At 49.6% G+C, this 26,316-nt stretch carries 26 protein-coding genes and 3 tRNA genes; 23 read left to right on the top strand and 6 right to left on the bottom strand.

Annotated elements, in window-relative coordinates; translation table 11 throughout:
• The coding region (gene rdgC / locus HMPREF2661_RS03900) for a recombination-associated protein RdgC (RefSeq protein ID WP_070822446.1) at positions 1-635 on the bottom strand (635 nt) is incomplete at its 3' end.
• A gap of 133 nt (positions 636-768) precedes the next feature.
• Here rdgC and HMPREF2661_RS03895 point away from each other — a divergent pair.
• Positions 769-844 (top strand) — tRNA-Glu (locus tag HMPREF2661_RS03895).
• Positions 845-969: 125 nt separating this feature from the next.
• On the top strand, positions 970-2,265 hold the full coding sequence (serS, locus tag HMPREF2661_RS03890) for a serine--tRNA ligase (protein WP_070822412.1): 1,296 nt from the start codon (positions 970-972) through the stop codon (positions 2,263-2,265).
• A gap of 65 nt (positions 2,266-2,330) precedes the next feature.
• Here the strand turns inward: serS and HMPREF2661_RS03885 are convergent, their stop codons facing one another.
• The 3 genes from HMPREF2661_RS03885 to HMPREF2661_RS03875 all read right to left on the bottom strand — a co-directional run bounded on the left by HMPREF2661_RS03885 (position 2,331) and on the right by HMPREF2661_RS03875 (position 3,831).
• Positions 2,331-2,570: a putative hemolysin gene (locus HMPREF2661_RS03885; RefSeq protein ID WP_070822410.1), complete on the bottom strand. Its 240-nt coding sequence runs from the start codon at positions 2,568-2,570 to the stop codon at positions 2,331-2,333.
• A 129-nt stretch (positions 2,571-2,699) separates the two neighbouring features.
• A complete protein-coding gene (locus tag HMPREF2661_RS03880) occupies positions 2,700-3,503 on the bottom strand; it encodes a basic amino acid ABC transporter substrate-binding protein (RefSeq protein ID WP_070822408.1) in 804 nt (267 codons plus the stop codon).
• A 76-nt stretch (positions 3,504-3,579) separates the two neighbouring features.
• Positions 3,580-3,831 (bottom strand): NGO1151 family protein, encoded by a 252-nt coding sequence (locus HMPREF2661_RS03875; protein ID WP_070588139.1) that lies wholly within the window; start codon positions 3,829-3,831, stop codon positions 3,580-3,582.
• A gap of 165 nt (positions 3,832-3,996) precedes the next feature.
• Here HMPREF2661_RS03875 and HMPREF2661_RS03870 point away from each other — a divergent pair, with 165 nt between their 5' ends.
• The 4 genes from HMPREF2661_RS03870 (at position 3,997) to HMPREF2661_RS03855 (ending at position 7,095) form a co-directional block, all read left to right on the top strand.
• The gene (locus HMPREF2661_RS03870) at positions 3,997-4,803 is read left to right on the top strand and encodes a hypothetical protein (protein WP_070822406.1); all 807 of its coding nucleotides are present in this window, start codon (positions 3,997-3,999) and stop codon (positions 4,801-4,803) included.
• 121 nt (positions 4,804-4,924) lie between these two features.
• The gene (locus HMPREF2661_RS03865; RefSeq protein WP_003747405.1) at positions 4,925-5,485 is read left to right on the top strand and encodes a DUF3465 domain-containing protein; all 561 of its coding nucleotides are present in this window, start codon (positions 4,925-4,927) and stop codon (positions 5,483-5,485) included.
• A 144-nt stretch (positions 5,486-5,629) separates the two neighbouring features.
• Positions 5,630-6,799, top strand: coding sequence for an O-succinylhomoserine sulfhydrylase (metZ, locus tag HMPREF2661_RS03860; protein WP_049323043.1), 1,170 nt, complete (start codon positions 5,630-5,632; stop codon positions 6,797-6,799).
• 89 nt (positions 6,800-6,888) lie between these two features.
• Positions 6,889-7,095, top strand: coding sequence for a DUF2788 domain-containing protein (locus tag HMPREF2661_RS03855; protein ID WP_003747401.1), 207 nt, complete (start codon positions 6,889-6,891; stop codon positions 7,093-7,095).
• A gap of 66 nt (positions 7,096-7,161) precedes the next feature.
• On the opposite strand, the gene HMPREF2661_RS03850 is transcribed toward HMPREF2661_RS03855, so the two are convergent.
• Together HMPREF2661_RS03850 and HMPREF2661_RS03845 are read right to left on the bottom strand one after the other, a co-directional pair.
• Positions 7,162-7,953 (bottom strand): Cof-type HAD-IIB family hydrolase, encoded by a 792-nt coding sequence (locus HMPREF2661_RS03850; protein WP_049323042.1) that lies wholly within the window; start codon positions 7,951-7,953, stop codon positions 7,162-7,164.
• A 198-nt stretch (positions 7,954-8,151) separates the two neighbouring features.
• Positions 8,152-9,543, bottom strand: coding sequence for a 3'-5' exonuclease family protein (locus HMPREF2661_RS03845; RefSeq protein ID WP_049323041.1), 1,392 nt, complete (start codon positions 9,541-9,543; stop codon positions 8,152-8,154).
• A 115-nt stretch (positions 9,544-9,658) separates the two neighbouring features.
• Between HMPREF2661_RS03845 and HMPREF2661_RS03840 the strand changes: the two genes are divergently transcribed.
• The 17 genes from HMPREF2661_RS03840 (at position 9,659) to HMPREF2661_RS03760 (ending at position 26,258) form a co-directional block, all read left to right on the top strand.
• Positions 9,659-9,735: transfer RNA gene (locus HMPREF2661_RS03840), tRNA-Arg, on the top strand.
• Between the two features lie 12 nt (positions 9,736-9,747).
• Positions 9,748-9,822: transfer RNA gene (locus tag HMPREF2661_RS03835), tRNA-Glu, on the top strand.
• 188 nt (positions 9,823-10,010) lie between these two features.
• On the top strand, positions 10,011-12,236 hold the full coding sequence (locus HMPREF2661_RS03830; RefSeq protein ID WP_070822404.1) for a DNA internalization-related competence protein ComEC/Rec2: 2,226 nt from the start codon (positions 10,011-10,013) through the stop codon (positions 12,234-12,236).
• Positions 12,237-12,557: 321 nt separating this feature from the next.
• Complete coding sequence (locus HMPREF2661_RS11770) at positions 12,558-15,698, top strand: M10 family metallopeptidase C-terminal domain-containing protein (RefSeq protein WP_053088385.1); 3,141 nt, start codon at positions 12,558-12,560, stop codon at positions 15,696-15,698.
• Positions 15,699-15,814: 116 nt separating this feature from the next.
• Positions 15,815-16,435 (top strand): phosphoribosylanthranilate isomerase, encoded by a 621-nt coding sequence (locus tag HMPREF2661_RS03820; RefSeq protein ID WP_049359555.1) that lies wholly within the window; start codon positions 15,815-15,817, stop codon positions 16,433-16,435.
• A 36-nt stretch (positions 16,436-16,471) separates the two neighbouring features.
• Positions 16,472-17,068: a uracil-DNA glycosylase family protein gene (locus HMPREF2661_RS03815; RefSeq protein ID WP_049322927.1), complete on the top strand. Its 597-nt coding sequence runs from the start codon at positions 16,472-16,474 to the stop codon at positions 17,066-17,068.
• A 10-nt stretch (positions 17,069-17,078) separates the two neighbouring features.
• Positions 17,079-17,492, top strand: coding sequence for a hypothetical protein (locus tag HMPREF2661_RS03810; RefSeq protein ID WP_049322853.1), 414 nt, complete (start codon positions 17,079-17,081; stop codon positions 17,490-17,492).
• Positions 17,493-17,603: 111 nt separating this feature from the next.
• Entirely contained in the window at positions 17,604-18,806 is a 1,203-nt protein-coding gene (gene trpB / locus HMPREF2661_RS03805; protein ID WP_049322854.1) for a tryptophan synthase subunit beta, read from the top strand.
• A gap of 193 nt (positions 18,807-18,999) precedes the next feature.
• The gene (locus tag HMPREF2661_RS03800; protein ID WP_070822402.1) at positions 19,000-19,905 is read left to right on the top strand and encodes a DMT family transporter; all 906 of its coding nucleotides are present in this window, start codon (positions 19,000-19,002) and stop codon (positions 19,903-19,905) included.
• Positions 19,906-19,957: 52 nt separating this feature from the next.
• Positions 19,958-21,247: an adenosylmethionine--8-amino-7-oxononanoate transaminase gene (bioA, locus tag HMPREF2661_RS03795; RefSeq protein ID WP_070822444.1), complete on the top strand. Its 1,290-nt coding sequence runs from the start codon at positions 19,958-19,960 to the stop codon at positions 21,245-21,247.
• Positions 21,244-21,900: a dethiobiotin synthase gene (gene bioD, locus HMPREF2661_RS03790; RefSeq protein WP_049322858.1), complete on the top strand. Its 657-nt coding sequence runs from the start codon at positions 21,244-21,246 to the stop codon at positions 21,898-21,900. Before bioA ends, bioD begins: the two co-directional genes overlap by 4 nt.
• A complete protein-coding gene (locus HMPREF2661_RS03785) occupies positions 21,890-22,384 on the top strand; it encodes a chorismate--pyruvate lyase family protein (RefSeq protein WP_049322859.1) in 495 nt (164 codons plus the stop codon). The genes bioD and HMPREF2661_RS03785 overlap by 11 nt, the downstream gene beginning before the upstream one ends.
• 174 nt (positions 22,385-22,558) lie before the next feature.
• The gene (ubiA, locus tag HMPREF2661_RS03780) at positions 22,559-23,479 is read left to right on the top strand and encodes a 4-hydroxybenzoate octaprenyltransferase (RefSeq protein WP_049322860.1); all 921 of its coding nucleotides are present in this window, start codon (positions 22,559-22,561) and stop codon (positions 23,477-23,479) included.
• Between the two features lie 269 nt (positions 23,480-23,748).
• Positions 23,749-24,198 (top strand): PTS IIA-like nitrogen regulatory protein PtsN, encoded by a 450-nt coding sequence (gene ptsN / locus HMPREF2661_RS03775; protein ID WP_003747374.1) that lies wholly within the window; start codon positions 23,749-23,751, stop codon positions 24,196-24,198.
• Positions 24,199-24,201: 3 nt separating this feature from the next.
• Positions 24,202-25,164 (top strand): HPr(Ser) kinase/phosphatase, encoded by a 963-nt coding sequence (gene hprK / locus HMPREF2661_RS03770; protein ID WP_003747372.1) that lies wholly within the window; start codon positions 24,202-24,204, stop codon positions 25,162-25,164.
• Positions 25,145-25,999, top strand: a complete 855-nt coding sequence (rapZ, locus tag HMPREF2661_RS03765) for an RNase adapter RapZ (RefSeq protein WP_003747370.1) — start codon at positions 25,145-25,147, stop codon at positions 25,997-25,999. The genes hprK and rapZ overlap by 20 nt, the downstream gene beginning before the upstream one ends.
• Positions 26,000-26,033: 34 nt before the next feature.
• Positions 26,034-26,258: a protocatechuate 3,4-dioxygenase gene (locus HMPREF2661_RS03760; protein ID WP_039862229.1), complete on the top strand. Its 225-nt coding sequence runs from the start codon at positions 26,034-26,036 to the stop codon at positions 26,256-26,258.
• Positions 26,259-26,316: the final 58 nt, after the last annotated feature.

Below are 26,316 nucleotides of genomic sequence, written 5' to 3'. Positions count from 1 at the left end.
AGGTCTTGTTTGGAAACTTTGACGACCGGAACAATATCACCTACGCCTTTGAGTTCGCAATCGCTGTCCAATTCAAAACCGCCCTCGCAGTGGCCTTGCAGCAGCCAGCTGGTCATCAGGGAAGAGGGTGATTGTTTGGTGTTGGGCAACGAGGCTTCCAAACCGCCCAATGCTTCGCGCAACTTGGTCAGGATGTTTTCCGCTTTGGCAGATGCGGCATTGTTGACCAAAAGATACCCGTGGCGCGTGTCGAAAATCGCCTGTGTGCGGCTGCTGCGCGTAAAGGCACGGGGCAGCAGGTCGTCGGTAATCTGCTCTTTCAGCTCTTGTTTTTCCTTGCGGCCGACATTGCGCGCTTCGTTGTTTTGGATTTCCAAAACCTTTTCATCCAAAATATCGCGGATCACGCCGGCAGGCAGGACTTTTTCTTCTTTTTTCAGGGCCACGCGCCAAGTGTAATCGGCAGGGAAAACCAGCTCGGGCGAAAAGGAAACCGGCGTGGCAAAGCCTTCGCTAAACCAGTCCAAACCTTGACAATGGGCAAATTCGGATTGCGCCAATTTGTCGGCAAGGACTTCCAATTCGGGCAATTTGTCTTTGTTGAGCGGATAAAAACTGATTTGCTTAAACCACATGGCGAGTTTTCCTTTTTATTAAAACCGGCATTATACAGGGAAAATAACATACGGAAATCGGCAACATCTTTAAAAAAGCAGTAAAGGCATTGACAGAAGAAAAGGCTTTCTGTATAGTTCGCGCTTCGGTTACGCGCCCATCGTCTAGAGGCCTAGGACACTGCCCTTTCACGGCGGCAACCGGGGTTCGAATCCCCGTGGGCGTGCCAGAATTCTTAAAAAACGCTCCTGCTTTTTGCAGGGGCGTTTTTTGTTTTCAGACGGCCTGTCGCTGTGAAAATATCTTTAAATTGGTTTACAATAATGCCATTCTGAATCTAAACGAGAGAAAACAATGTTAGACATCCAATTGCTCCGCAGCAATACCGCCGCAGTTGCCGAACGTTTGGCCGCACGCGGTTATGAGTTTGATACCGCGCGTTTCAACGCTTTGGAAGAGCAACGCAAAGCTGTTCAAGTGAAAACAGAAGAGTTGCAGGCTTCGCGCAACAGTATTTCCAAGCAGATCGGCGCGTTGAAAGGCCAAGGCAAACACGAAGAGGCTCAAGCTGCGATGGATCAGGTTGCCCAAATCAAAGCAGATTTGGAGCAGGCTGCCGCTGATTTGGATGCCGTTCAGAAAGAATTGGATGCTTGGCTGCTGAGCATTCCGAACCTGCCGCACGAAAGCGTGCCTGTCGGTAAAGATGAAACTGAAAACGTCGAAGTCCGCAAAGTCGGCACGCCGCGCGAATTTGACTTTGAAATCAAAGACCATGTTGATTTGGGCGAACCTTTGGGTTTGGATTTTGAAGGCGGTGCGAAACTTTCCGGCGCGCGCTTTACCGTGATGAAAGGCCAAATCGCCCGCCTGCATCGCGCTTTGGCTCAGTTCATGCTGGACACGCACACGCTGAAACACGGCTATACCGAGCATTACACGCCTTATATCGTGGATGACACCACTTTGCAGGGCACAGGCCAACTGCCTAAATTTGCAGAAGATTTGTTCCACGTTACCCGCGGCGGCGACGAGAGCAAGAAAACGCAATATCTGATTCCGACTGCCGAAGTAACGCTGACCAATACCGTTGCCGACAGCATCGTGGCAGGCAGCGATTTGCCGCTAAAACTGACCGCCCATTCCCCATGTTTCCGCTCCGAAGCGGGCGCATACGGCAAAGACGTGCGCGGTCTGATTCGCCAACACCAATTCGATAAAGTAGAAATGGTGCAAATCGTTCATCCCGAAAAATCATACGAAGCGCTGGAAGAAATGGTCGGCCATGCCGAAAACATCCTGAAGGCTTTGGAACTGCCCTACCGCGTGATTACTTTGTGTACCGGCGACATGGGCTTCGGCGCAACCAAAACGTATGACTTGGAAGTCTGGGTTCCTGCGCAAAACACCTACCGCGAAATTTCCAGCTGCTCCAACTGCGAAGATTTCCAAGCTCGCCGCATGAAAGCGCGTTTCAAAGATGAAAACGGTAAAAACCGTTTGGTACATACTTTGAACGGCTCTGGCTTGGGAGTCGGCCGTACTTTGGTGGCTGTTTTGGAAAACCATCAAAATGCCGACGGCAGCATTAATGTTCCTGCTGCGTTGCAACCGTATATGGGCGGCGTGACCAAACTGGAAGTAAAATAATCGCTGTTTAAATGAAAAGGCCGTCTGAAACTTGGGTTCAGACGGCCTTTTATATGATTGGGCAATTATTTGTTGTGTTGACGGAAATATTCCCATTCTTCAACGACTTTACCGTCAGGCAAGTGGCACACGCCGTATTCGTTGCCGTCTTTGTCTTTTTTGATTTCGGATTTGCCGCCTTGTTTGACGCAGAATTCAGAAGCCGGATTGGCCACGCCGACGTTGGGGGATTCTTGTTTTTCAGAAGCGGAGCAGGCTGCCAAAGCAGTGGCGGCAGCGAGGCTGAGGATAAGGGGTTTGATCATGGCGTGTCTTTCATTTGAAGGATAAAAACCAGCGGATTATAAGGGATGCTTGCGTTTAATGGCGTTAACCAGATTAAAGGCCGTCTGAAAAGTTTTCAGACGGCCTTTAATTTAGGAAGTCAAACCAGATTATTTGGCTGCTTCGGTTTTTTCGCCTTCTTTAGCAAAGTATTTGGCGTAAATTTTGTCGTATTCGCCACTTTCGCGTACTTTTTTCAGCGCATCGTTCAACATTTTGATGGTGGCTTCGTCGCCTTTGCGTGCAGCGATACCGTAGTTTTCGATGGTGAAGTCAGGCAGGGAGATGAAATCCAGGCCTTTGGTCGGGTTGTTTTTCACATAGTTGGCAATAACCGCGCTGTCGCTGACGACGGAATCCAAACCGCCGTTTTCCAATTCTTTGATAATCAGGGGAACGCTTTCAAAGCGGGCGATTTTCGGATTGTCGTTGCCCAAGAGTTTGGAAACGGAGAAGTCGCCGGTGTAGCCGGTTACCACGCCGACTTTGGCCATGTTTTTCAGGTCTTCGGAAGAAGTTACTTTTTTGCCTTTTGGAACGAGGACGACTTGGGTAATTTCAAAGTATGGGTCGCTGAAGAGCATGCTTTGTTTGCGGTCGTCAGTGATGGTTACGCCGGACATTACGATGTCCACGTCGCCGTTGTTCAGAGAAGGGAAGAGGCTTTCCCAAGGCTGGTGTTTGAATTCGACTTTGAAGTTGCCGGCTTTGGCCATGGCATTCATCAAGTCAACGTCAAAACCTTCCACTTTGCCGGCAGAATCCAAAGATTCGAATGGGGCAAACTCGGCGTTGGAGCCGACACGGTACACTTTATCGGCAGGAGCAGAGGCATTGTTGCTTTGACCGCCGCAGGCAGTCAGGGCAAGGGCGGAACAAGCGAGGGCAGTGGCCAGCCATTTTTTCATATTCATGATATGTGCTTTCTTAATAAAATGTTAACGGATAAAATCTTAGTTTAGCATAATTTTGTGAACAAACTAGCCGAAATCAGTGGTCTTTTTCTCGGAAAAATGCGTAGGTTACGTCATGGAAGAGGTCGGTGTGCGGGCTGTCTTCGTAGCTCAATTCTGCCAACGCGTCTTCAAAGGCAAGCTGGATGGATTCTACGGCATCGTTGGCCATGTCGGAGGGCAGGGAACGGATGAGGCCTTTGAGGGCGGTGGCGAGGACATGGTTTTGCATACGCAAAACGTCGTTGGCTTCTTCCAAGTATTCGAGGCGTTGTTCGATGCTGCTCATGATGTATCCTTGAGGGTGTATTAAATAAAATAGTGATTATATAGTGAATTAATATTAAAATGTTACGCTTGCGCCGGCTTGCCGGATATGTCCAACCATCGGCCGCAGTTCAAGCATTTTTTGTTTGAATGCGGTTCACAATAAAAATGAAAAAACGAGATTATTATGGAAAACAACCGTCTTGACCCCACAGCCCTCGAGGAAGAAGACCTGAATTGGGAAAAACGCTTGGAAAGATTGCGTCAGGCACGACAATTCAATACCGCGCCGACCCATGCGCCATTGGTCAAAAAATCGGAAGAGGCTGTCGATGCCGCGCCTAAAACCGCGCCTAAAAAAGAATATAAACTGGATGCCGACAATCGCGAAAAAGTGCTGCAGGAGTATTTGTACCGCTGGCAGCTGGAACACAATACCGCCCTTGCCGAAGATGGCGAAGCAGTGGAAACCGATGCGATGGTGGTCTTGCAGGACAACTGGTTGAGCGCGCAATCGGCATTGCAGGCTGCGGCTTCAGACCGCCATATCGAATCGACGCGCACCGTCAGACTGAATCCGAAATCAGGTGCCGTAGATTTTGATGTGGCTGAAGTGGAAGAAACTGAAAAATCGGAAAATGATGATGCGCAAGCGGCTGAAGAGGCGGTTTCAGACGGCCTTGAACCTGAAAAAGAACCGGCCGTCAATGTCCATATCAATGTTTTGAACCCGCAGGCGATTGGCCGTCGGGAAGTATTCTGCGTTTCTGAAAAAGATTTGACCGAGCGTCTGATTAAACGTTTGCGCCCCCATGTGGCCGATGCAGTCAACGGCATGATTCGGATTGCCGTGCAAAAACAAATGGCCGTGTTCACTTACCAGTTGCAGCAAATGCTCAACGAGCAGGCGCCGGGTTTGGTGGAAGATGTATTGGAACACAACGTCAAACGTATTCTGGACGATATGAAGGTTGAAATGAAATACCGCCGCTGAGTATCCGGGCCGTCTGAAAAGTTTCAGACGGCCTTTGGCATAAATTTCCCTTAAAATTTTGCGAAGCGTGTATAATGGCGGCTCACGTTTTCGTGATAAATATCCTTTCTAAATAGTTGATATGCCCGATGCAGAATCGGGCATTTTTTTTGAGATTGTTATGAATAAAAACAAAATCATTGTATTGCTGATTGCTCTGGTTGCCGTATTTGCCTATCAAAAAATGCAAAACAAGCAGCCGCTACAATCGCAGCATCAGCAGAAAATAGAAGCCGTTCAAAAACAAAACAATGCGGGCGGAGAAAACGCCGATACGGCTCAACAGCAAACCGGTTCGGGCAAACAATCGGCAGAAGCGGTTTTGAAACAGGCGTTTGAAAACGAACAAAGCGATATTCAGGTTGAGGGCGAGGGCACGGTATGGAAAACCCTGCCGGATGACAACAAAGGCACGCGCCACCAACGCTTTATCTTGAAGCTCTCCAGCGGCCAGACGCTTTTGGTGGCACACAATATCGACCTTGCCGATAAGATTAAGGGTTTGAAAAAAGGCGATAAAGTAGCGTTTTACGGAGAATACGAATGGTCGGAGCAGGGCGGCGTTATCCATTGGACGCACCATGACCCGTCAGGACGGCATACTGACGGCTGGTTGAAACACGACGGCCGCCTTTATCAGTAAAAACGGTTTTCCTGTTTTTTCAGACGACCTGAAACACGGCCTTCGGCTTGAAAGATGGTAGAAATCGGCGCAAAATGTTAACAAGTTAAACAGACGGAAAAATATTGTTCCGTCCATTGGAATACACAGTAGATTGGAGAATAAATGAACAAAAAACTTCATCCGCAAACGCTGGCCATCCGGGGCGGCAAAGAGCAGACCGAATATCGCGAACACAATCAGGCACTGTTTTTGACCAGCAGCTTCATGTGGGAAAGTGCGCAACATGCGGCAGATTTGTTTTCCAAAAAAATTAAAGGCTTTACCTATACCCGTACAGCCAATCCGACTACTGCCGCTTTTGAAAAACGCATTGCCGCATTGGAAGGCGCAGAACGCGCGGTAGCCACTTCGACCGGTATGTCCGCAATTCAGGCAGCGTTTTTTACCTTCTTGCAAGCAGGCGACCACGTTGTTTCCAGCCGCAGCCTGTTCGGCACGACCGTCGGTTTCATCAACAACATCGTTACCAAGTTCGGCATCGAAGTCAGCCATGTATCGCCGGTTGATGTAGATGAATGGAAAGCGGCCATCAAGCCCAATACCAAACTGTTTTTCTTGGAAACTCCGTCCAACCCATTGGGCGAAGTTGCCGATTTGGAAGCGCTGGCTGAACTGGCGCACAGTATCGGCGCGCTTTTGGTGGTGGACAACAGCCTCTTGTCGCCCGTCGGCTCGCAGCCTTTGAAACACGGTGCGGATATTTCCGTTTCTTCCGCAACCAAAGCCATCGACGGCCACGGCCGCGTGATGGGCGGCGTATTGGCCGGTTCGGAAGAGCTGATGACGCAAGTTGCCATATATTGCAATTCTTGCGGGCTGGCGATGTCGCCGTTTAACGCATGGCAGTTGTTGAGCGGCGTGGAAACCCTGTCGCTGCGTATGGAAAAACAATTCGACAACGCCCTGAAAATCGCCCAATGGCTGCAACAACAGCCGCAAGTCCAAGCCGTGTACTACACCGGTTTGCCCGACCATCCGCAGGCAGAGCTTATCCGCAAGCAACAAAACGGCGGCGGCATCGTCATCGGTTTTGAAGTCGCGGACCAAGAAGCCGCATGGAAAGTCGTGGACGGCGTGGCGCTTTTCTCCCGCACTGCCAACCTCGGCGACGTGCGCTCGACCATCACCCATCCGTGGACAACCACGCACGGCCGGATGCAGCCTGAAGAAAAACTCGCCGCCAATATCCGTCCGGGCTTGATCCGCCTCTCTGTCGGTTTGGAATACATCGACGATTTGATTGATGATTTGCAACAAGCATTGAACAAATAATCTAAAAACAAATTTCAGACGGCCTTAAAATTTAATAGGCCGTCTGAAAGCAATCAAACACACATCTTAAGAATAAAAGGAAAAAAATAATGTCTGAAGCAGAATTCGCCTCGTGGGCAATGAAAATCCTCCTCACCGGCCTGATTATCTTTTTGGGCTTTATCGTTTGGAACTTGGGTAAAGAATCCAAGGCCGGCAAATTCGGCATTGCCATGCTCTTCTTGGTTTTGGGCTTGGGCGTGTTTGGATTTGTATTCAAAGAATTGCTGATTAGCTTTTTGGTATTGCCGAAATAAGCAGGAAGTTTATAGATAGAACAAGGCCGTCTGAACATTTTTTCAGACGGCCTTTTGATTTGATAATTAAATTACGCCTAATTCTTGCAAGCCGCGCAATACGCCGTCTTCATCGACACTTGGGCAGACGAATTGTGCGGCGGCTTTGGCCGCTTCTTCGCCATTGCCCATGGCAACGCCAAAGCCGACGGTTGACAGCATTTCCAAGTCGTTGAAGCTGTCGCCGAATGCCATCACTTTGCCCATATCAATGCCCAGTTTTTCCACTGCGTGGGCGATGCCACGTGCTTTTGAACCTTCTTGTTTGAGTAGGTCCATGGCATGTTTGTGCCAGCGGACGGATTTGAAGCCGTGTTGTTGAATCAGCGGTTGCAGGATTTTTTCTTCTTCCTCATCCACAAAGACCAACATTTGATAGACGGGTTGTTTGCGGAAATATTCTTTGTCGGTTAAAAAGTTGGGCAGGATATGCGATAAACCTTCGACAACGCGCGGAGAGTTGGAGGAGACGGCAATTTCTTGGTTGTTGACGAATGCGTAGTCTATTTTGTGTTGCTTAAGCAGGTGGATGGCGGTTTCGATGTCGGCAATATCCAAGGGGTAGCTTTGCAGGGGCTCGCCGCGAAAGGAAATATATTGGCCGTTGATGGTAACGAGCATGTCGATGCCGCATTCTTGAATCAAGGCTTTGACTTTGGCGGGAATGGCGGCTTCCGGACGGCCGGTGGCGATGGCAGTCAAAATGCCTTTGGCTTTCAATGCGCGCATGGCTTGGGCAACCGAAGGGCGTAAGGTATCCGTGTATTTACGGTAGAGGGTGTCGTCAATGTCAAAGAAGATGATTGCAGGATTGTTCATGGTTCACTCGTCGGGCCGGGTATACACAGCTTTCATTGAAAATTGTGTGAACAGCTTGTGTATAAATTGGTTTAGTATTTGATTGCTATTATAAAAATAAGTTCTGATTAAAATTTAGGCAGCTTTTTGTTTTGAGAATAAAGCAGAAAGTTATCCACATCAGGCCGTCTGAAAATTTGGTTTTCAGACGGCCTTGTTTTAAGCAATCAGACGGATATTTTCTTTGTCTTGCCTGAATTTGTTTTTAATCACGATAGGCAGGCTGCTGTCGAAATACCAGCTGCCATCAGGCAATGCCAACGCGCCGCCGGCGCAGAGCAGGGTAATGCTGTTTCCGGTCAGGGGATCGGTTTCGGTAATTTCAATTTCATGCGCTTTGCCCCAATCGGTTACGGGGAGTAGGTGGGCAAGCTCGGTAATACGTTGGTTTTGATGTTTGATGCCGTTGGGTTGGCGGCAGTCGCCGTTGCATTTTCCGACAGCCTCAACAGGGCAGGGTTCGTCCTTTGCGTAGCCGGTCGGCAAAATATTGAGCGAATCCGGGCAGAGCCTGTGTTCTTGCGACCATTGTGCCAAAGCACGTTTGGCTGCTTTTTTGTGGGCAAACAAACCGTATGGACGCCAGTTTCTGGTGCCGTTGTTTAACAAGACAATGCGTGCTTGAAGGCTGCCGTGTTCGTCAGCGATAAAGCGGACGGTAGAAAACGATGTGGATTTTTCAGACGGCATCAGTTGGTATTCCTGCATGGTCTGGGCTTTGAGCCATAATGTATGGAGCTGACCGACTGCCGGAATAAAACGGATGGAGGCTGCGGCTTTGATGTGCGGTGGCAGTTTTTTGCTGTGCAGCAGGGTGGCGGTTTCACTGTATGCGCGTTCGTGTGCTTCAATGGCCTGGGCTTTGCCGAAATGGTCAAACCAAACCAATACGCCGTAACTGTCGGGCAGGGCATAGAGCTGTTGGGCAAGAGAATCGGGCAACCAAGTGGGCAACATTTTCGGATTCATCAATACACGGACGTGTTCATCCCATTGTTGGTGATTTTTTTCTGCCAGACTTAATTCGAGATAATCACACAATGCGGCAACATCGGTCATGGCGCGGTGGCGGTTGGCCGTCTGAATGCCGGTGCGTTCGATAATGCTGTCGAGGCTGTGTTTGTAAAACTCAGGATACAGGCGGCGAGACAGTTGAACCGTACAGAGAGAGGGTGCGGCAAAGTCAGTATGGATACGGGCAAACTCGTGACGCAGGAAGGTATAGTCAAAGCGGCTGTTGTGCGCAACAACTACAGCCCCTTGCAATAGCGGCAACAAATCGGCTGCAATATCGGCAAAGACAGGCGCGTTTTTCACCGTTTCATCATGAATTCCGGTCAATCTGGCAACAAATTCGGGAATGCTGCGGCAAGGATTGACCAATTGCTCGTAATGTGTGGCGCGTCCTTGCTCAAAACGAACAAGGGCGACTTCCGTTATCCTGTCTTGATAGAAATTTCCACCGGTCGTCTCCAAATCCACCACGACCACAGGCCGTCCCAAACGGGAAAATGCTTCGGATAAGAGCGGCCAGCGTGCGAAATCTGACATTTTATTCTCTGTAAATTCAATAGCAAATGCGCATTTTACACGCTGTCTGTAAGTTTTCCAAATAAAACGCTTGACAGTAAATAGCCTTCTCTTTATAATTCAAATCTTTCTTGATGCACCCGTAGCTCAGTTGGATAGAGTATCTGGCTACGAACCAGAGGGTCGGGCGTTCGAATCGCTCCGGGTGCGCCACAGAAAATCTCCGCGCCCATCGTCTAGCGGTTAGGACATCGCCCTTTCACGGCGGTAACCGGGGTTCGATTCCCCGTGGGCGTGCCAGTTTATAAAAAAGCGCAATCTGTTTCGGGTTGCGCTTTTTTGCGTCTGTCGGTTTTGAAATGATTTGACGGTTTTAAAATGATTTGAACCTCTCTTTTTATCTGCTAACGCTGGTTGGCATTTGTCATAATATACTAAAAACATTTATTATTATATATCTAATAATCATAATTTGAGGGAAGACGTTCATGGCGTGGCGGTTTGTGTTGCCTGCTTGGGTGGTTGGGGTAGTGCTTTCGTTTGCATTGCCGTTTGTGCCACCATGGTGGGTTTGGTTGTCTGTAATGATGGGCATGTTTGTGTTGTGTCGAAGATTCGCTGTGGCTTGGTTGGCTCTGGCCGTCTGCATGGGCATGGCGTTTGGTGTGTGGCGGACCGGGCTGGTTTTGGCCGGTCACTGGCCTGTAGGGGAGGTGGCGGCTAAAGTTTTGACGGTTGAAGTGGCGGATATGCCGCGTGATGATGGTCGGCGCGTGCAGTTTGCGGCAAGGGCTTGGGATGAGCGTGGGCAGGCTTTTAATTTGATGTTGTCGGATTATCAGCGGCGCGATTGGGCGGTGGGCAGTCGGTGGTCTGTATCGGCGCGGATCAAGCCGGTGATTGGTGAAGTGAATGTGCGCGGTTTGAACCGTGAAACATGGGCTTTGGCCAATGGTATTGACGGCATGGGTACTTTGGGGCGCGACAGGAAGCTCGTGCGGCAAGGCGGCGGTTTCGGTTTGGCTAATATGCGTGATGCGGTAAGCCGAAGTTGGCAGGGAACGGCGGACAAATATCCTGAGTTTTCAGACGGCATAGGGCTGATGCGTGCTTTGAGTATTGGCGAGCAATCGGCGTTGCGGCCGCCTTTGTGGCAGGCATTCCGGCCTTTGGGGCTGACACACTTGGTCAGTATTTCGGGCTTGCATGTAACGATGGTGGCGGTATTGTTTGCCTGGCTGATTAAGCGAATTTTTCGTTATTCGCCGTGGATTCCGGCGCAACCGCGTGTGTGGATATTGGCCGGCGGTGTTGCCGGGGCTTTGTTTTATGCGCTTTTAGCCGGTTTTTCCGTACCGACGCAACGCAGTGTGTTGATGTTGGCTGCGTTTGCGTGGGCATGGTGGCGCGGCAGTAGCGGCTCGGGTTGGGCGGCATGGTGGCAGGCTTTGGCCGTTGTTTTGTTGTTGGACCCGTTGGCCGTATTGGGTGTGGGAACGTGGTTATCTTTCGGTTTGGTTGCTGCTTTGATTTGGGCGTCGTCAGGCCGTCTGAAAGAATCGGGCTGGCGTTTGGCTGTACGGGGGCAATGGGCGGCGACGGTATTGTCGGTGGTATTGCTGGGCTATTTGTTTGCTTCGTTACCTTTGCTCAGTCCCTTGGTTAATGCGCTGGCTATTCCTTGGTTTTCTTGGGTGTTGACGCCGTTGGCTTTACTGGGTTCGGTTTTCCCGTTTGAGCTTGTCCAGTTGGTAGCGGCATTTTTGGCGGAATACACTTTACGCGGTTTGGTATGGCTGGCTACGGTATCACCTGAATTTGCCGTCGCAGCGGCGCCCGTGCCTTTACTGGTGTTGGCGATGATGGCGGCTTTGCTGTTATTGTTGCCACGAGGACTAGGCTTGAAACCTTGGGCATGTTTGGTTTTATTGGGTTTTGTGTTTTACCGTCCTGCCAAGCTGGAGGAGGGGGTGGCAAGAGTTACGGTGATGGATGCAGGACAAGGTTTGTCGGTGTTGATACAAACGCGTAACCGCAATCTTTTGTTTGATACGGGAACGGAGCAAGTGGCGCAAACAGGTATTGTGCCGAGTTTGAATGCGATGGGCGTGCGCCGTTTGGACAGCCTGATTTTGTCGCACCATGATATTGACCATGACGGCGGTTTTCAAAGTGTCGCAGCTGTCGGTACCGATAAATTGCTTGCCGGACAACCTGAGTTTTATCCGAATGCAGAGTTTTGCCAAGAAGACAAATGGCAATGGGACGGCGTAGATTTCGAGTTGCTCCGGCCGTCTGAAAATACGGGCAAGGAAGATAACGACCAGAGCTGCGTATTGCGTGTCGTGGCAAACGGCAAAGCCTTGTTGATAACCGGCGATTTAGGCGTGAAGGGTGAGGCCGGTTTGATTGAGAAATACGGCAATGCGCTGTATAGCCAAGTGTTGGTATTGGGACATCACGGCAGCAGCACGGCTTCATCAGGCAGCTTTCTGCATACGGTTTCGCCGCAATATGCCGTAGCATCCAGCGGCTATGCCAATGCCTACAAACATCCGACCGTTGCCGTACAAAATCGTGTCCGTGCGCACGGCATTACTTTGTTGAGAACGGATTTGTCAGGCGCATTGGTGTTTGTTTTAGGGCAAGACGATGTGTTCCGAGGCCGTCTGAAAAAGGACAAGTTTTATTGGCAGAAGAAACCGTTTGAGTAAAAAGGCTAAAAGGCCGTCTGAAAGACTTTTTCAGACGGCCTTGATATTTTTTTATTATTGACGGGCATTATCCAAATTTTGTGTGAATCTAATTGTGGATAGTTTTGTTTGATATTTGATAATAAAGAATAAATTAATTGTGATGAAAAAATAGGCAGTATAAGAACGGAGTAATAATCACGAAGTCATTTTATAACTGTTGTTGATTTGATAAGCATTTTGAATCTGTTTGGCTGAATAAATTCACTTGTTTTTAGCTTGCTTATATAATCTAAACGCATTATTGCACATTCAAATTAAATTTAACAAAGGGATAAAGAAATGACTGAAACTCAAAACCAACCTAATAACGAAGAGTCCGTAGTGATTATCGGCACGCGTCGTGATGATGTGCTGTATGGCAGCTTGGGACACAATATTTTTTACGGCGGTTTAGGAAACGATACCTTTATTGTGAACAACCGGAATGACCAAATCGTTGAAAGGTACGGCGAGGGTACGGATACGGTTTATACCCATACGACTTATACGTTGCCAAATTATGTTGAAAACCTGACGATGACCGGCCACGATAATATTTTTGGTTTCGGCAACAATTCCGACAACGTCCTTATCGGGAACAGCGGCAACAACCGTTTGAGCGCCGGACGTGGCAAGGATGTGCTTTACGGCGGGGCGGGTAATGATTTGCTGCTGGCAGGCGATGATGACGACAAACTTTATGGTGGCGACGGCAACGATATTTTGCGTGGCGATCATGGTAACGATTATTTGGAAGGAAACGAAGGCGACGATGTTTTAGACGGCGGAATCGGTGCAGACGTAATGCGCGGCGGCAATGGTAACGACACGTATTATGTGGACAGTCCAAACGATGTCGTTATCGAAGAAGCCAATGGCGGCATTGATACGGTCTACACAGGTATGACTTATCGTTTGCCGACTCATGTTGAAAACCTGACCTTGACCGGCAGCGGCAATTATTTCGGCTTCGGCAACCATTCCGACAACGTCCTAATCGGCAACATTGGCAACAACCGTTTGATCGGAGGCCGCGGCAATGATGTGCTTCGCGGAGAGGCAGGCTATGACTTGCTGTTGGCGGGCGATGGCGACGACAAACTTTACGGCGGTACCGGCAACGATATTTTGCGCGGCGATGCCGGTAATGATTATTTAGATGGCGGCGAAGGAAATGACACGTTTGAAGGTGGTAGCGGAGATGATACTTATGTGTTCCGCCGCGGCAGCGGCCATGATGTCATTTCAGATAATTTGGGCCATAACAGCATTCATTTTGAAGGTTTGAGTGCGAAGGATATTAGTCTTACTACTCGTCCAAGCGCCAGTAATCCTGCCCTTAAAGATTGGGTATTTACGATTCGTGAAACAGGCGAAACGCTGACTCTTAAAGAGCAACACAAGACCTATTCATCTGTATCCAAGTATAAATTCGCGGATAAGGAAATGGATGTTGCTGAAATCTTCAAATATCCCGAGCACGATGCCGGCGAAGACAGCGTAACCATGCGTGTGCTTTACAAAGATGGTCATGCCGTCACACATGCCGCCGAACAAGGGCAGTACCTTCAGACGGCCTCTTTGCAGTATTGGGAAAATATTGCCACTCAAAAAAGAGCCAATGATATTGTCCGACCCAGTTATAAACAGGCTCAGCATTCTATTTTTACCAAAGACAGTGATGGCGACGGTTTGGTTGATGCCATTGACCGCAATCCGCAGGAGTGGAATGTTTCCGAGCGCGATTTGCGGATGTTCTCGTCGTTGGTTTATGAATCTTCATATGATCTGCATGCTTTATTTACAGGTAATTATTGGTGGAATACGAGATATGCTTCTATTGTCAAAGATATTAACAGTAAATATTTTATCAATCAGGCTAATATCTCTGAACTGACTGGGGAATGGAAATTGCTTAGGGCTGATAGTTTGGGAAGCGGTTTGGATTATGCGATTTTCGGCAATTCGAACAAAAAGGGCGGTTGGGAAAATGTTGTGGTAGCGTTTAGAGGTACGCAGGCGACCAGCATTGAAGATGTTTTGGCTGATTTGAAAATTGCGGACGGTAAGTTGCCGGAGCAAACCAAATATTTGGATGATATTGCCCGTTATGTTAATACGCTTCATGCCAAAAATGTGTATTCGACCGGACATTCGTTGGGAGGCTATCTTGCAGAATACTTCGCCGCACATACCATGCAACAGCGTTATGACTGGGCAAGTAATTTTAAACGCAGCAGCCTGTTTAATCCGGCTGTTTTGAATGTGGACAGCGATTCGCCCGAAGCTTTAAAACAAGCACGGGATATGGCCGATAAAATGGCGGAAACACGTATCATAGACAACTCGGATACCACACAGGCACGCCATCTGTATGAAACCAATTCCTATGTAATCAAAGGCGAATGGGTTGGAGATGGTTTTTCTGGTAAAACAGGTGCGGGTATTGGTGCAGTAGTCGGTGGGATATTGGGTGCAGTGACCGGAGGACTGGGCTTTGCGGCTGGAGCTGCTCTAGGTTTAGCTGCAGGTGCTGCTGCGTCCCAAGTTCATAAAGGATTGGGCAGATATCCGAATGCCAAGGTTTTGGATTTCAAAAGCGGCGATGTATGGGGCAAACACAATATGACCAGCTTTTATGAGTCTGATACCGAACTTGAACAATACTTCTCCCAAGGTAAACGTATCGACAAGCATTACAAAAATCCTTATTTGAGGGATTCTGACCAAGACGGTTTTTCAGACGGCATTGAAAACAAATGGGGTAGCAGCAGTAATGATGCCCAAGAAACGCCATACGCAACTGGTACATCTACTATTTATAACGATGACCGGCCCATGCTTGCCGTGGTTCAGACAGAGGATGCAGCCGGTAACGTTCTGTCACTCAAAGGCGTGGAAATGACGGCGCACCAGCAGGGCGATAAGATGGCGTATGCGGCAAACGGTAAGGAAATCGACTTAGGCAAAAACGGCTTTGATTGGTCTGTCAGCATCAGTGGAGACAACAAAGGCGTAGCGGCCTTGCATGGTAGTGCGGCTGACGATGTATTGAAAGGCAGTGATGGCAATGATTATCTGGCAGGAGGTCTGGGTGGCGATACCATTGTTACCGGCGAGGGTAGAGATACGGTGGCATTTACTGCGTGGGATGTCCGCGAGGGCAAACTGGATCATTTGCTGGATTTCAATCCGGTCAAAGACAAGTTGGATTTGAGCGCCATGCGCCCGTTGCTCAATGAGAAAGAAAGCCAGGTTAGCTGGGCGGATTTGTTTGTCCGCGATGTGGATACATTCAGCCCCGACCGCTCGTATCTTGTGTTCAACAGCGCCCAAAAAACCTTGGCGTATCGGGGTGCAGGAGCTGAAAGTAGCACAGAGTTTGCACGTTTCTACAACGAAGACGCTGCGCAGCTGACGGCCGCCAATATTATCGGCTGATGGTTGTTTTGAAGTTTAAGGCCGTCTGAACTTGATATTTCATGTTCAGACGGCCTTAAACTTTGTGTTTGTTAACTATATAATATCTGACTCATCTGTTTAAAAAGGCCATCGCCATGAACACCATACGCACCAAAATTTGCGGTATTACCCGACCTGAAGACGCGCTGGCTGCGGCCGAATTGGGTGCGGATGCCATCGGGCTGGTGTTTTACGCCAAGAGTAAACGGGCTGTGAGTATTGAGCAGGCGCAGGAGGTTGTGAGAAATTTGCCGCCGTTTGTATCGGTGGTGGCCTTGTTTGTGAATGAAAACGAGCAAACCATCCGTGAGATTTTGCGTCAGGTGCCGATAGATGTGATTCAGTTTCACGGCGATGAGGACGATGATTTTTGCCGTCGGTTTGACCGCCCGTATTTGAAGGCCGTGCGCGTACAGTCCGCTGCCGATATTCAGACGGCCTGTGCCAAATTTCCGAATGCCCGCGCTTTGCTGTTTGATGCCTATCATCCGACCGAATACGGCGGTACGGGACAAAGTTTCGATTGGACCATGTTGCACGGCAATATCGGCAAACCGTGGATACTTGCCGGTGGATTGACGGCGGAAAACGTTGCCGAAGCGGTAAAAATCAGTGGCGCGGCGGCGGTGGATGTGTCTGGCGGCGTGGAAATCTCCGGCGGGATTAAGAGCAGGGAGAAAATGGCGGCGTTTATTCAGGCAGTAAAGGCCGTCTGAAATTTTGTTTGAATGAAAAACAACCGGAATACAGATATGCAAGAGCCAATCGTTGAATCCCACCCCTTCGCAGCCTTGTTGCCGCCGCAGGCAACGGTCATGATGATGGGGACGTTTCCGCCTAAAGAAGAAAAACACGCGATGCAGTTTCATTATCCGAATTTCCAAAACGATATGTGGCGCGTGTATGGGCTGGTGTTTTTCGGCGATGCGGCGCATTTTCAAAAGCAGGGCGAAAAGGCGTTTGATGCCGATAAAATTAAAGCGTTTTTGAGTGAGAAGGGGATTGCATCCTGTCCGACCGTGTTGAAGGCCATACGCGAACATGGCAATGCTTCGGATAAGTTTTTAAAAGTGATAGAAACCGTCGATTTGGCGGCAGTATTGGCGCAAATGCCTGAGTGCCGCCATCTTTGTACCACCGGCGGTAAGGCAACCGAAGTTTTGTTGGAGATTCAAGGCAGCGGTATGAAAATGCCGAAGACAGGCGAAACAGTGCCGTTTCACTATGTTGGACGTGAGTTGACCCTGACGCGTCTGCCTTCGACTTCGCGTGCCTATCCTTTGAGTTTGGCGAAAAAAGCGGCGGCGTATCGGGCTTTTTTTGAAATGGCTGGATTGACTGTTTTTTAGGAGTAGGGTGATGGACCGTTATGAAATTTCTTTAATGACGTTTATGGCTTTGTGGTGGCTTTTTAATGTCGTCTCAGTGTGGCTGAAGGCCAAACAATGGCATATCAAGGTATTGCTGGGCGGAACGCTTTTGTATGTGATACAAATATCTGCAGTCATTATGTCTGTTAACGGCCTTAATTGGATATTTTTGAATGTAAGCACTATAAAAAATACCAATGAGTTGATTATTGCTTTGCTTGTGCTTAACTTTTTGGGTTGTTGGTTGCTGGCACTGTGGCTGGGGATGTTGGCATTAAAACTATGCCTGAGAAACAAAAACGAAGAAAAATATATCGCGCCGCCGTTGGGTACGGCATTGATTGCAACATCGAGCTGTACGCTGTTGTTCCTATTTTGTCTGCTGATATTATTATTCAATTAGTTGCCGACAAGATGAATGGAAAACGGCTATAATTGCTGACAATTTTACTTTCAGACGGCCTTGTACTGAATCAGGCCGTCTGAAACCATAAAACGAACAAGGAAAAATCCCATGAAAAATTATCACGCTCCCGACGAGAACGGCTTTTTCGGCGAACACGGCGGCCTGTACGTTTCCGAAACCCTGATTCCTGCTTTGCAAGAATTGGCAGAAGCCTATAAAGCAGCGAAAGAAGATCCTTCATTTTGGGAAGAGTTCCGCCATGATTTGAAACACTATGTCGGCCGTCCCAGCCCTGTTTACCATGCCGCGCGATTGTCCGAGCATTTGGGTGGCGCACAAATCTGGCTGAAGCGTGAAGATTTGAACCACACTGGTGCGCACAAAGTCAACAACACCATCGGTCAGGCATTGTTGGCACGCCGCATGGGTAAAAAACGTGTCATCGCCGAAACCGGCGCGGGTCAGCACGGCGTGGCTTCTGCTACCGTTGCCGCACGCTTCGGCATGACTTGCGACGTGTACATGGGTGCAGACGATATCCAACGTCAAATGCCCAACGTGTTCCGTATGAAATTATTGGGTGCGAACGTGGTCAGCGTGGACAGCGGCAGCCGCACTTTGAAAGACGCGATGAACGAAGCCATGCGCGAATGGGTTGCCCGCGTGGACGATACGTTCTACATCATCGGTACTGCCGCAGGCCCTGCGCCGTATCCGGAAATGGTACGCGATTTCCAATGCGTGATCGGCAATGAAGCCAAAGAACAAATGTTGGAAGCCATCGGCCGCCAACCTGATGTTGCCGTTGCCTGCGTGGGCGGCGGCTCGAACGCCATCGGTTTGTTCCATCCCTATATCGAAGAAGAAAACGTGCGTTTGGTCGGCGTAGAAGCCGGCGGTTTGGGTGTGGATACGCCTGACCACGCCGCACCGATTACCAGCAAAGCCCCTATCGGCGTATTGCACGGTTTCCGCAGCTATTTAATGCAGGACGAAAACGGTCAAGTCTTGGGTACGCACTCTGTTTCCGCAGGCTTGGACTACCCAGGCATCGGCCCGGAACACAGCCATTTGAACGACATCAACCGCGTGGAATACACTGTTGCGAAAGACGACGAAGCACTCGAAGCCTTTGACTTGCTTTGCCGTTTCGAGGGCATTATTCCTGCGCTGGAATCCAGCCATGCCGTTGCTTGGGCGGTGAAAAACGCGCCGAAAATGAGCAAAGACCAAGTGATTTTGGTCAACCTCTCCGGCCGTGGCGATAAAGACATTAATACCGTGGCGAAACTCAAAGGCATTGAGTTGTAAGCCTTATTGATTGAGCAGTAAAGGCCGTCTGAAAAAGCTGGATTTCAGTCTTTCAGACGGCCTTTGTTTCCGTAATGATCAGCGTAGTATTTTATCCGCACAAACTCTATCAAGTATCGGCGGCTAAGGAAATTTATCCTTCCAAACTGAGCTTGTACGCTTTCTAAACCGATTATTCAAGTTATCCATCACCATGAAACATTTAGTAATCCATCTAAAACTATTGGGCATGGCGGCGTTTTGGGGCGCATCTTGGCCGATGGGGCGGATGCTGGGACAAGCGCTGCCGCCTTTAACGGGCGGTATGCTGCGCTTTTTGACAGCGGCAATTTTGCTTTTGGGCTGGCTGTTTGCACGGTATCGATTGCGTACTTTGGCGGTTTTGTCACGCAAACAATGGCTTGGATTGGCACTGGCGGCGGCATTCGGCGTATTTGGTTTTACTGTGTTGTCTATGCTAGGTTTGCAGCGGCTTCCTGCTTCAAGGGCGACGGTGTTGGTCACGTTCAATCCTGTGTTAACGATGTTTTTTGCGGCTTTGCTATTTGGCGAGAAACTCAACGGCAAGATTGTGTCGGGTATGCTGTTGGCAGTGGCAGGCTCGATATGGGCGGTCACGCATGGCGAGATTGCGGCATTTTTGTCGGGCGGCGGCATAGGGTGGGGCGAAGTGCTGGTGTTTTGCAGCCTTTGCTGCTTGGTCACTTATACGATGATAGGCAGGGCGGTGTTGCAGGGAATTGACGCGCTGACGGTAACTGTGGCCACCGCTTGGCTGGGTGCAATGATGTTGTTGCCGCCTGCGCTAATTTCAGACGGCCTGCCGTTTGGTATGCTTGCCGAAATGGATGGCAGGGGCTGGTTTGCTTTGATTGGCCTGTCTGTCGGCGCAACGATCTTGAGCTATGCGTGGTATTTTGAAGGCGTGAAGACTTTGGGCGCCGGCAGCGCGGCAGCGTACATCACTTTGGTGCCGGTATTCGGCATTTTGTGTTCCGCTTGGTTTTTGGGAGAGGCATTGCATGTTTCCTTGGTTGCCGGCTGTTTGGCGGCGGTGGGCGGATTGGCGTTGATGCAGTACGGAAGACGTGCCGTCTGAAATAGAAAATATGTTATATAATAATGAAACTGATCAAACCATTGTTTTCAACATGTCCGAACCGTCCTCCCTGCTCGATTTCGACCGCGCCCATCTGCTCCATCCCTATACGTCCATGACCGACCCGTTGCCTGTTTATCCGGTGCGCCGTGCGGAGGGCGTGCATATCGAATTGGCGGACGGTACGCGGCTGATTGACGGGATGTCGTCTTGGTGGTGTGCGATACACGGCTACAATCATCCTGTTTTGAATCAGGCGGTTGAGGCGCAGATTAAGCAAATGTCGCATGTGATGTTCGGAGGTTTGACGCACGAGCCTGCGGTGGAACTGGGCAAATTATTGGTCGGGATTTTGCCGCAGGGGCTGGACCGTATTTTTTATGCGGATTCAGGTTCGGTTTCGGTGGAAGTCGCGCTGAAGATGGCGGTGCAATACCAGCAGGCGCGGGGTTTGACCGCGAAGCAGAATATTGCGACGGTGCGGCGCGGGTATCACGGCGATACTTGGAACGCGATGTCCGTTTGCGATCCGGAAACGGGGATGCACCATATTTTCGGCAGCGCTCTGCCGCAGCGTTATTTTGTCGATAATCCAAAAAGCCGTTTTGACGATGAATGGGATGAGGCGGATTTGCAACCTGTCCGCGCCTTGTTTGAAGCGCATCATGCGGATATTGCCGCCTTTATTTTAGAGCCGGTCGTGCAGGGCGCGGGCGGCATGTATTTTTATCATCCGCAGTATCTTCGCGGTTTGCGCGATTTGTGCGACGAATTTGATATCGTGTTGATTTTTGACGAAATTGCCGCCGGATTCGGGCGCACGGGCAAGATGTTTGCCTGCGAACATGCGGAGGTCGTGCCGGATATTATGTGTATCGGCAAGGGCTTGAGCGGCGGCTATATGACGCTGGCGGCGGCAATCACTTCGCAAAAAGTCACCGAAACGATTTCGCGTGGCGAAGCGGGCGTGTTCATGCACGGGCCGACGTTTATGGCGAATCCGCTGGCGTGTGCCGTTGCCTGCGCTTCGGTCAAACTGCTTTTGTCCCAAGATTGGCAGGCAAATATCCGCCGCATCGAAAGCATTTTAAAAGGCCGTCTGAAAGCTGCATGGGACATTCGCGGCGTGAAAGACGTGCGCGTTTTGGGTGCCATCGGCGTGATTGAGCTGGAAAAAGGCGTGGATATGGCGCGTTTTCAAGCGGACTGCGTGGTGCAGGGCATTTGGGTGCGCCCATTCGGCAGGCTGGTGTACCTCATGCCGCCTTACATTATTTCAGACGGCCTCTTGACCGAACTCGCCGACAAAACCGTACAAATTTTGAAGGAACACAGCAAATGAAAGGCGTTTACTTCGTCAGCGGCATAGACACGGACATCGGCAAAACCGTCGCCACCGGCATGTTGGCAAAACAATTGTTGCAGCAGGGCAAAAGCGTGATTACGCAAAAACCCGTGCAAACCGGTTGCCAAAACATCGCCGACGACATCGCCGTCCACCGCAACATCATGGGCATACCCATGCAGGAAGCCGACAAACAGCGGCTGACCATGCCCGAAATCTTCAGCTATCCCGCCTCGCCACACCTCGCCGCCCGTCTGGACGGCAGGGCTTTGGACTTGGACAAAATCCACACTGCCACGCAGCAGCTGGCGGCACAATACGAAATCGTATTGGTCGAAGGCGCGGGCGGATTGATGGTTCCTCTGACGGAAAACCTGTTAACCATTGATTATATTCAGCAACAGGCTTATCCCGTCATTCTCGTTACCAGCGGGCGGCTCGGCAGCATCAACCATACCCTGCTCAGCTTCTCCGCGCTCAAACAATACGGCATCCGGTTACACAGCCTGATTTTCAACCATATTCACGACAGCAAAGATGAAACCGTTGCCGGCGACACCTTGGAATATCTCAAAGGCCGTCTGAAAGATGAGTTTCCCGAAGCCCAATGGCAGGAGTTAGCAAAAACAGAGGTGGTCAATGGCGTTTGATATACCGCGTGGCACGCTTTGCTCATATGCCGAAGCTTCAAGTCTTCTGCCGTCTAAAGCCGAACATTTGTTGACCGTTTCTTCGCTAACCGCTGCGTTGCGCGCTTCAGGTAAGGATTTTTCGGTCGAGCTGGTGTATTTGGGTTTGACGAAGGGAGCGGAAAACGGAGACGAAATCTTTGTGCGCGATGTTTTGCTCAAACTGGACGGCGAAACAGTGATACAAGCCAGAAGCGCGTGCCGGCCGGATAGCCGTCTATGGACAGAATTATTGGATTGCGGAACGCAGCCTTTGGGAGAGCGTCTGTTTGACGGTACATTGCCGTTGAAACGTTCGGATTTTGAGTTTCTTCGTTTTGAAGATGCCGAGCATCCGTCTTTCAGACGGCCTGTTACCGCGCGCCGTTCGTATTTCGATTGGAACGGCGAAATATTGGAATTAACAGAATATTTCTTATTGAAATTAATGGATTTATACCGATAAGGCCGTCTGAAAAGAAAACCGATTGCCGATATTTGTCATAATTCTGTTATAATACAATAAATTAAATCGTTAAGATTCGTTTGATTTCAGACGGCAATAAATTATAATAAGAGCTAAGGCTCTAAAAATGCCTTTCATTCAGCATCAATACATATACAACGACACATTACACCAATGAACATACGGCGCTTTTTCCTACAATTTTTACCGCGTTACGCTGTCGGACGGATGGTGATATACGCCAAACTGATGCGCATCGACAAACCCATCGGTACCCTGCTTTTGCTGTGGCCGACTTATTGGGCATTGTGGATTGCGTCTAAAGGCGTTCCCGACGTGGATATTTTTATTGCCTTTACTGCAGGCACGTTTTTAATGCGCAGCGCAGGTTGCGTCGTAAACGACTTTGCCGACCGCAATTTTGACGGCGCAGTAGAGCGCACCAAAAACCGCCCGTTTGCCAAAGGTTTGGTTTCCAAAACCGAAGCGCTGCTTTTGACCGTCATGCTGTGTCTGATGGCGGCCTTGTGTCTTGTGCCGCTCAACCGATTTACTTGGCTGATGAGTCTTCCGGCCTTGTTTCTGGCCGTCACATATCCCTTTACCAAACGCTTTTTCCCGTTGCCGCAGTTTTATTTGGGACTGGCATTTTCGTTCGGCATTCCCATGGCCTTTGCCGCCGTGCAAGGCCGAGTGCCTCCCGAAGCGTGGCTGATGTTTACCGCTAATGCCTTATGGACGCTGGCTTACGACACGATTTATGCCATGGCGGACAAAGAAGACGATTTGAAAATTGGCATTAAAACTTCGGCAATCACATTTGGCCATCACGACATTAGCGCAACCATGCTTTGCCATTTTTGGTTTACGGTATTGATGGCGGTGCTGGGTATCAAAATCGGCGCAACTTGGCCGTATTGGCTGGTATTGCCGGTAACCGTTTATTGGCAGTATCAGCAATATACTGCCATCCGTACGCGCGACCGCCAGTTGTGCTTCCAAACATTTTTGGCCAACAACCGCATCGGCTTGGCGTGGTTTTGCGGATTGGTCTGCCATTATTTTTGGTTGTTTTTGGTGCCCAAACTGTTTTAAAAAACGAGGTTGGGGCCGTCTGAAAAGAAAGGGAAAAGGAGTATGCCGGACATACTCCTTTTTATTTAAACTGTGATTTAGCCAATGATGGAATTTTTACTTTAAATCAATCATAATCAAATGGTTGGATGATTTTCGGCTCGTTAAAAAATATCAAAAACAACATGGAAAATGTTAGCGGGACGAGTGTAAATTACGCCTTCAGGATTGAGATTTGCACCGACAATCGGTACAATCCCATTGTTTTGCGACATTTAAAAGAGATACATATGAGCCTGATCGGCGAAATTTTACCTTTGTCCCATATCGTTTTGGATTTGGAAGTCAGCAGCAAAAAGCGTCTGTTTGAAGAGGCCGCACAGCTGCTGGAGAATGAAGCAGAATTACCGAATGCCAACGTGTTCGACTGCCTGTTTGCCCGTGAAAAACTCGGTTCGACCGGTTTGGGGCAGGGGGTGGCGATTCCCCACGGCCGTCACGCATGCGTGAAAAAAGCCACCGGTGCGTTTATCCGTACCAAAGAGCCGGTCGCCTTTGATGCGCCCGACGGCAAACCCGTTTCCCTGATTTTTATCCTGCTTGTGCCTGAAAACGCTACCGGCGAACATTTGGAAGTCTTGTCCAAACTGGCCGGCAGATTCTCTCAAAAAGCCGTCCGTGAAGCATTGATGGCCGCGACTTCTGCCGAAGAAGTACGCACACTCCTGACCGAAGAGTAATTCATGCCCAGCATATCCGTCCGCCGCCTGTTTTCCGACAATCAGCACAAACTCGAACTTGCTTGGGCTGCCGGCAATTCCGGCGCGGACAACCGTATCGGTGTCGAAGCCGATAAACCCGTCTTGGCCTTGGTCGGCCACTTAAACTTTATCCATCCCAACCAAATTCAAGTTGTCGGCGTAGCCGAAGCCGAATATTTACGCCGTCTGGAATCGGGCGAACTCAACTATGATTTCGGCGAGCTTTTCGACATCCCCATGTCTTTGGTCATCGTCGCCAACGGTTTGCCGGTTTCGCCCAAATTACGCGATTATTGCCATACCAACAGTATCCCCCTGCTGACATCCAAACAGGAAAGCCCGCACCTGATGGACGTTTTGCGGATTTATCTGCAACGCACATTGGCGACTTCCACCATTAAGCACGGCGTATTTTTGGATGTATTTGAAGTGGGCGTACTCATTACCGGGCAGTCCGGCTTGGGTAAGAGTGAATTGGCATTGGAACTGATTTCGCGCGGCCACAGCCTGATTGCCGATGATGCGGTCGAACTCTTCCGCACCGGCCCGGAAATGCTGGAAGGCCGTTGCCCGCCTATGCTGCGTGATTTCCTCGAAGTGCGCGGTTTGGGCATACTCAATATCCGCCATATTTTTGGCGAAACCTCCATCCGTCCGAAAAAAATCCTCCAGCTGATTATTAATTTGGTTCCGGCCGACGACGGATACATGAAACAACTCGATCGATTGAGCATCCGTACCGAAACAGAATCTATCCTCAACGTCAGCGTCCGTTCCGTTACCCTGCCTGTTGCAATCGGTCGAAACTTAGCAGTATTGGTTGAAGCTGCGGTGCGCAATTACATCCTTCAATTGCGCGGCAAAGACAGCACCAAAGAATTCCTCGAACGCCATCAAACACAACTCAAAGAAAACGAACAAAACCATGAAAATCGTCCTGATTAGCGGCTTATCCGGCTCAGGAAAATCCGTAGCCCTCAAACAGCTCGAAGATTTGGGCTATTACTGTGTCGATAACCTTCCTTTGGAAATGCTTCCGTCGTTGGTTTCACTCCACATCGAACGTGCCGATGAAACCAAACTCGGTGTCAGCGTTGACATCCGTTCCGGTATCAATATTCAGGAGGCGCAAGAGCAAATCCAATATTTGCGTCATGAAGGGCATCAAGTCGAAGTCCTCTTTATTGAAGCAGAAGAGGGCGTGTTGGTACGCCGCTTCTCGGAAACCCGCCGCGGCCATCCTTTGTCCGGCCATAATCTGACCTTGTTGGAAAGCCTGCAAAAAGAACGCGAATGGCTCTTTCCGCTCAAAGACATTGCATATTGCATCGATACGTCCAAAATGAACGCGCAGCAGCTGCGTTATGCCGTTCAACAATGGCTCAACATTGAACGCATCGGTTTGCTGGTTATTCTTGAATCTTTTGGTTTCAAATACGGCGTTCCCAATAATGCCGACTTTATGTTTGACATGCGCAGCCTGCCCAATCCGTATTACGATCCTGAATTGCGCCCCTTTACCGGTATGGATAAACCCATTCAAGATTATTTGGACCAGCAGCCTTTGGTTCAAGAAATGGTTGATGATATTGAGCATTTTTTAAACCGCTGGCTGCCGCGCCTGCAGCAAGAGAGCCGCAGTTATGTGACGATTGCCATTGGTTGTACCGGCGGTCAGCACCGCTCCGTTTATGTTGTAGAAAAACTGGCCGAGCGCCTCAAAGGCCGTTATGAACTCCTTGTCCGCCACCGTCAGGCACAAAGCTTGGCAGGACGCTAACTTGCCGTTTCAGACGGCCTCAAAGGAAGAAACCATGAAAAAAATCAGTCTGACCGCATTATCCCTGCTTATCTTGACCGCTTGTGCAACAGAGCCTGTTACTGCTTACCGTTGGCACCGTACCGGCGCGAGCGAAGCTGAAGTTTCCCGCCAAATCAATACCTGCAAATCGCAAGTCCAAAATGGAAATACATCCAAAACGTTTGAGCAATGTATGGATGAAGCAGGTTATTACAGCTACGAGCATGGCAATCTCTAAATCCTGATTGACCGATTATCCCAATATCGAGGCCGTCTGAAAAACAATGATTGTTCAG

Origin of the sequence: Neisseria sp. HMSC061B04, from assembly GCF_001836705.1 — a bacterium.
GTDB lineage: Bacteria > Pseudomonadota > Gammaproteobacteria > Burkholderiales > Neisseriaceae > Neisseria.
Note: the sequence above shows the minus strand (reverse complement) of the source record. Positions and strands in the feature narration are given on the sequence as shown.

What these genes read in the sequence shown, in the direction of transcription:
- HMPREF2661_RS03815 (WP_049322927.1), top strand. Translation starts at nt 16,472, where the DNA reads ATGCAAGAGCCAATCGTTGAATCCCACCCCTTCGCAGCCTTGTTGCCG.
- HMPREF2661_RS03875 (WP_070588139.1), bottom strand. Translation starts at nt 3,831, where the DNA reads ATGAGCAGCATCGAACAACGCCTCGAATACTTGGAAGAAGCCAACGAC.
- HMPREF2661_RS03800 (WP_070822402.1), top strand. Translation starts at nt 19,000, where the DNA reads ATGAAACATTTAGTAATCCATCTAAAACTATTGGGCATGGCGGCGTTT.
- HMPREF2661_RS03785 (WP_049322859.1), top strand. Translation starts at nt 21,890, where the DNA reads ATGGCGTTTGATATACCGCGTGGCACGCTTTGCTCATATGCCGAAGCT.
- HMPREF2661_RS03880 (WP_070822408.1), bottom strand. Translation starts at nt 3,503, where the DNA reads ATGAATATGAAAAAATGGCTGGCCACTGCCCTCGCTTGTTCCGCCCTT.
- trpB (WP_049322854.1), top strand. Translation starts at nt 17,604, where the DNA reads ATGAAAAATTATCACGCTCCCGACGAGAACGGCTTTTTCGGCGAACAC.
- HMPREF2661_RS03850 (WP_049323042.1), bottom strand. Translation starts at nt 7,953, where the DNA reads ATGAACAATCCTGCAATCATCTTCTTTGACATTGACGACACCCTCTAC.
- rapZ (WP_003747370.1), top strand. Translation starts at nt 25,145, where the DNA reads ATGAAAATCGTCCTGATTAGCGGCTTATCCGGCTCAGGAAAATCCGTA.
- ptsN (WP_003747374.1), top strand. Translation starts at nt 23,749, where the DNA reads ATGAGCCTGATCGGCGAAATTTTACCTTTGTCCCATATCGTTTTGGAT.
- HMPREF2661_RS03855 (WP_003747401.1), top strand. Translation starts at nt 6,889, where the DNA reads ATGTCTGAAGCAGAATTCGCCTCGTGGGCAATGAAAATCCTCCTCACC.
- metZ (WP_049323043.1), top strand. Translation starts at nt 5,630, where the DNA reads ATGAACAAAAAACTTCATCCGCAAACGCTGGCCATCCGGGGCGGCAAA.
- HMPREF2661_RS03760 (WP_039862229.1), top strand. Translation starts at nt 26,034, where the DNA reads ATGAAAAAAATCAGTCTGACCGCATTATCCCTGCTTATCTTGACCGCT.
- HMPREF2661_RS03885 (WP_070822410.1), bottom strand. Translation starts at nt 2,570, where the DNA reads ATGATCAAACCCCTTATCCTCAGCCTCGCTGCCGCCACTGCTTTGGCA.
- ubiA (WP_049322860.1), top strand. Translation starts at nt 22,559, where the DNA reads ATGAACATACGGCGCTTTTTCCTACAATTTTTACCGCGTTACGCTGTC.
- HMPREF2661_RS03820 (WP_049359555.1), top strand. Translation starts at nt 15,815, where the DNA reads ATGAACACCATACGCACCAAAATTTGCGGTATTACCCGACCTGAAGAC.
- bioD (WP_049322858.1), top strand. Translation starts at nt 21,244, where the DNA reads ATGAAAGGCGTTTACTTCGTCAGCGGCATAGACACGGACATCGGCAAA.
- HMPREF2661_RS11770 (WP_053088385.1), top strand. Translation starts at nt 12,558, where the DNA reads ATGACTGAAACTCAAAACCAACCTAATAACGAAGAGTCCGTAGTGATT.
- hprK (WP_003747372.1), top strand. Translation starts at nt 24,202, where the DNA reads ATGCCCAGCATATCCGTCCGCCGCCTGTTTTCCGACAATCAGCACAAA.
- HMPREF2661_RS03870 (WP_070822406.1), top strand. Translation starts at nt 3,997, where the DNA reads ATGGAAAACAACCGTCTTGACCCCACAGCCCTCGAGGAAGAAGACCTG.
- HMPREF2661_RS03810 (WP_049322853.1), top strand. Translation starts at nt 17,079, where the DNA reads ATGGACCGTTATGAAATTTCTTTAATGACGTTTATGGCTTTGTGGTGG.
- HMPREF2661_RS03865 (WP_003747405.1), top strand. Translation starts at nt 4,925, where the DNA reads ATGCCCGATGCAGAATCGGGCATTTTTTTTGAGATTGTTATGAATAAA.
- serS (WP_070822412.1), top strand. Translation starts at nt 970, where the DNA reads ATGTTAGACATCCAATTGCTCCGCAGCAATACCGCCGCAGTTGCCGAA.
- HMPREF2661_RS03830 (WP_070822404.1), top strand. Translation starts at nt 10,011, where the DNA reads ATGGCGTGGCGGTTTGTGTTGCCTGCTTGGGTGGTTGGGGTAGTGCTT.
- HMPREF2661_RS03845 (WP_049323041.1), bottom strand. Translation starts at nt 9,543, where the DNA reads ATGTCAGATTTCGCACGCTGGCCGCTCTTATCCGAAGCATTTTCCCGT.
- bioA (WP_070822444.1), top strand. Translation starts at nt 19,958, where the DNA reads ATGTCCGAACCGTCCTCCCTGCTCGATTTCGACCGCGCCCATCTGCTC.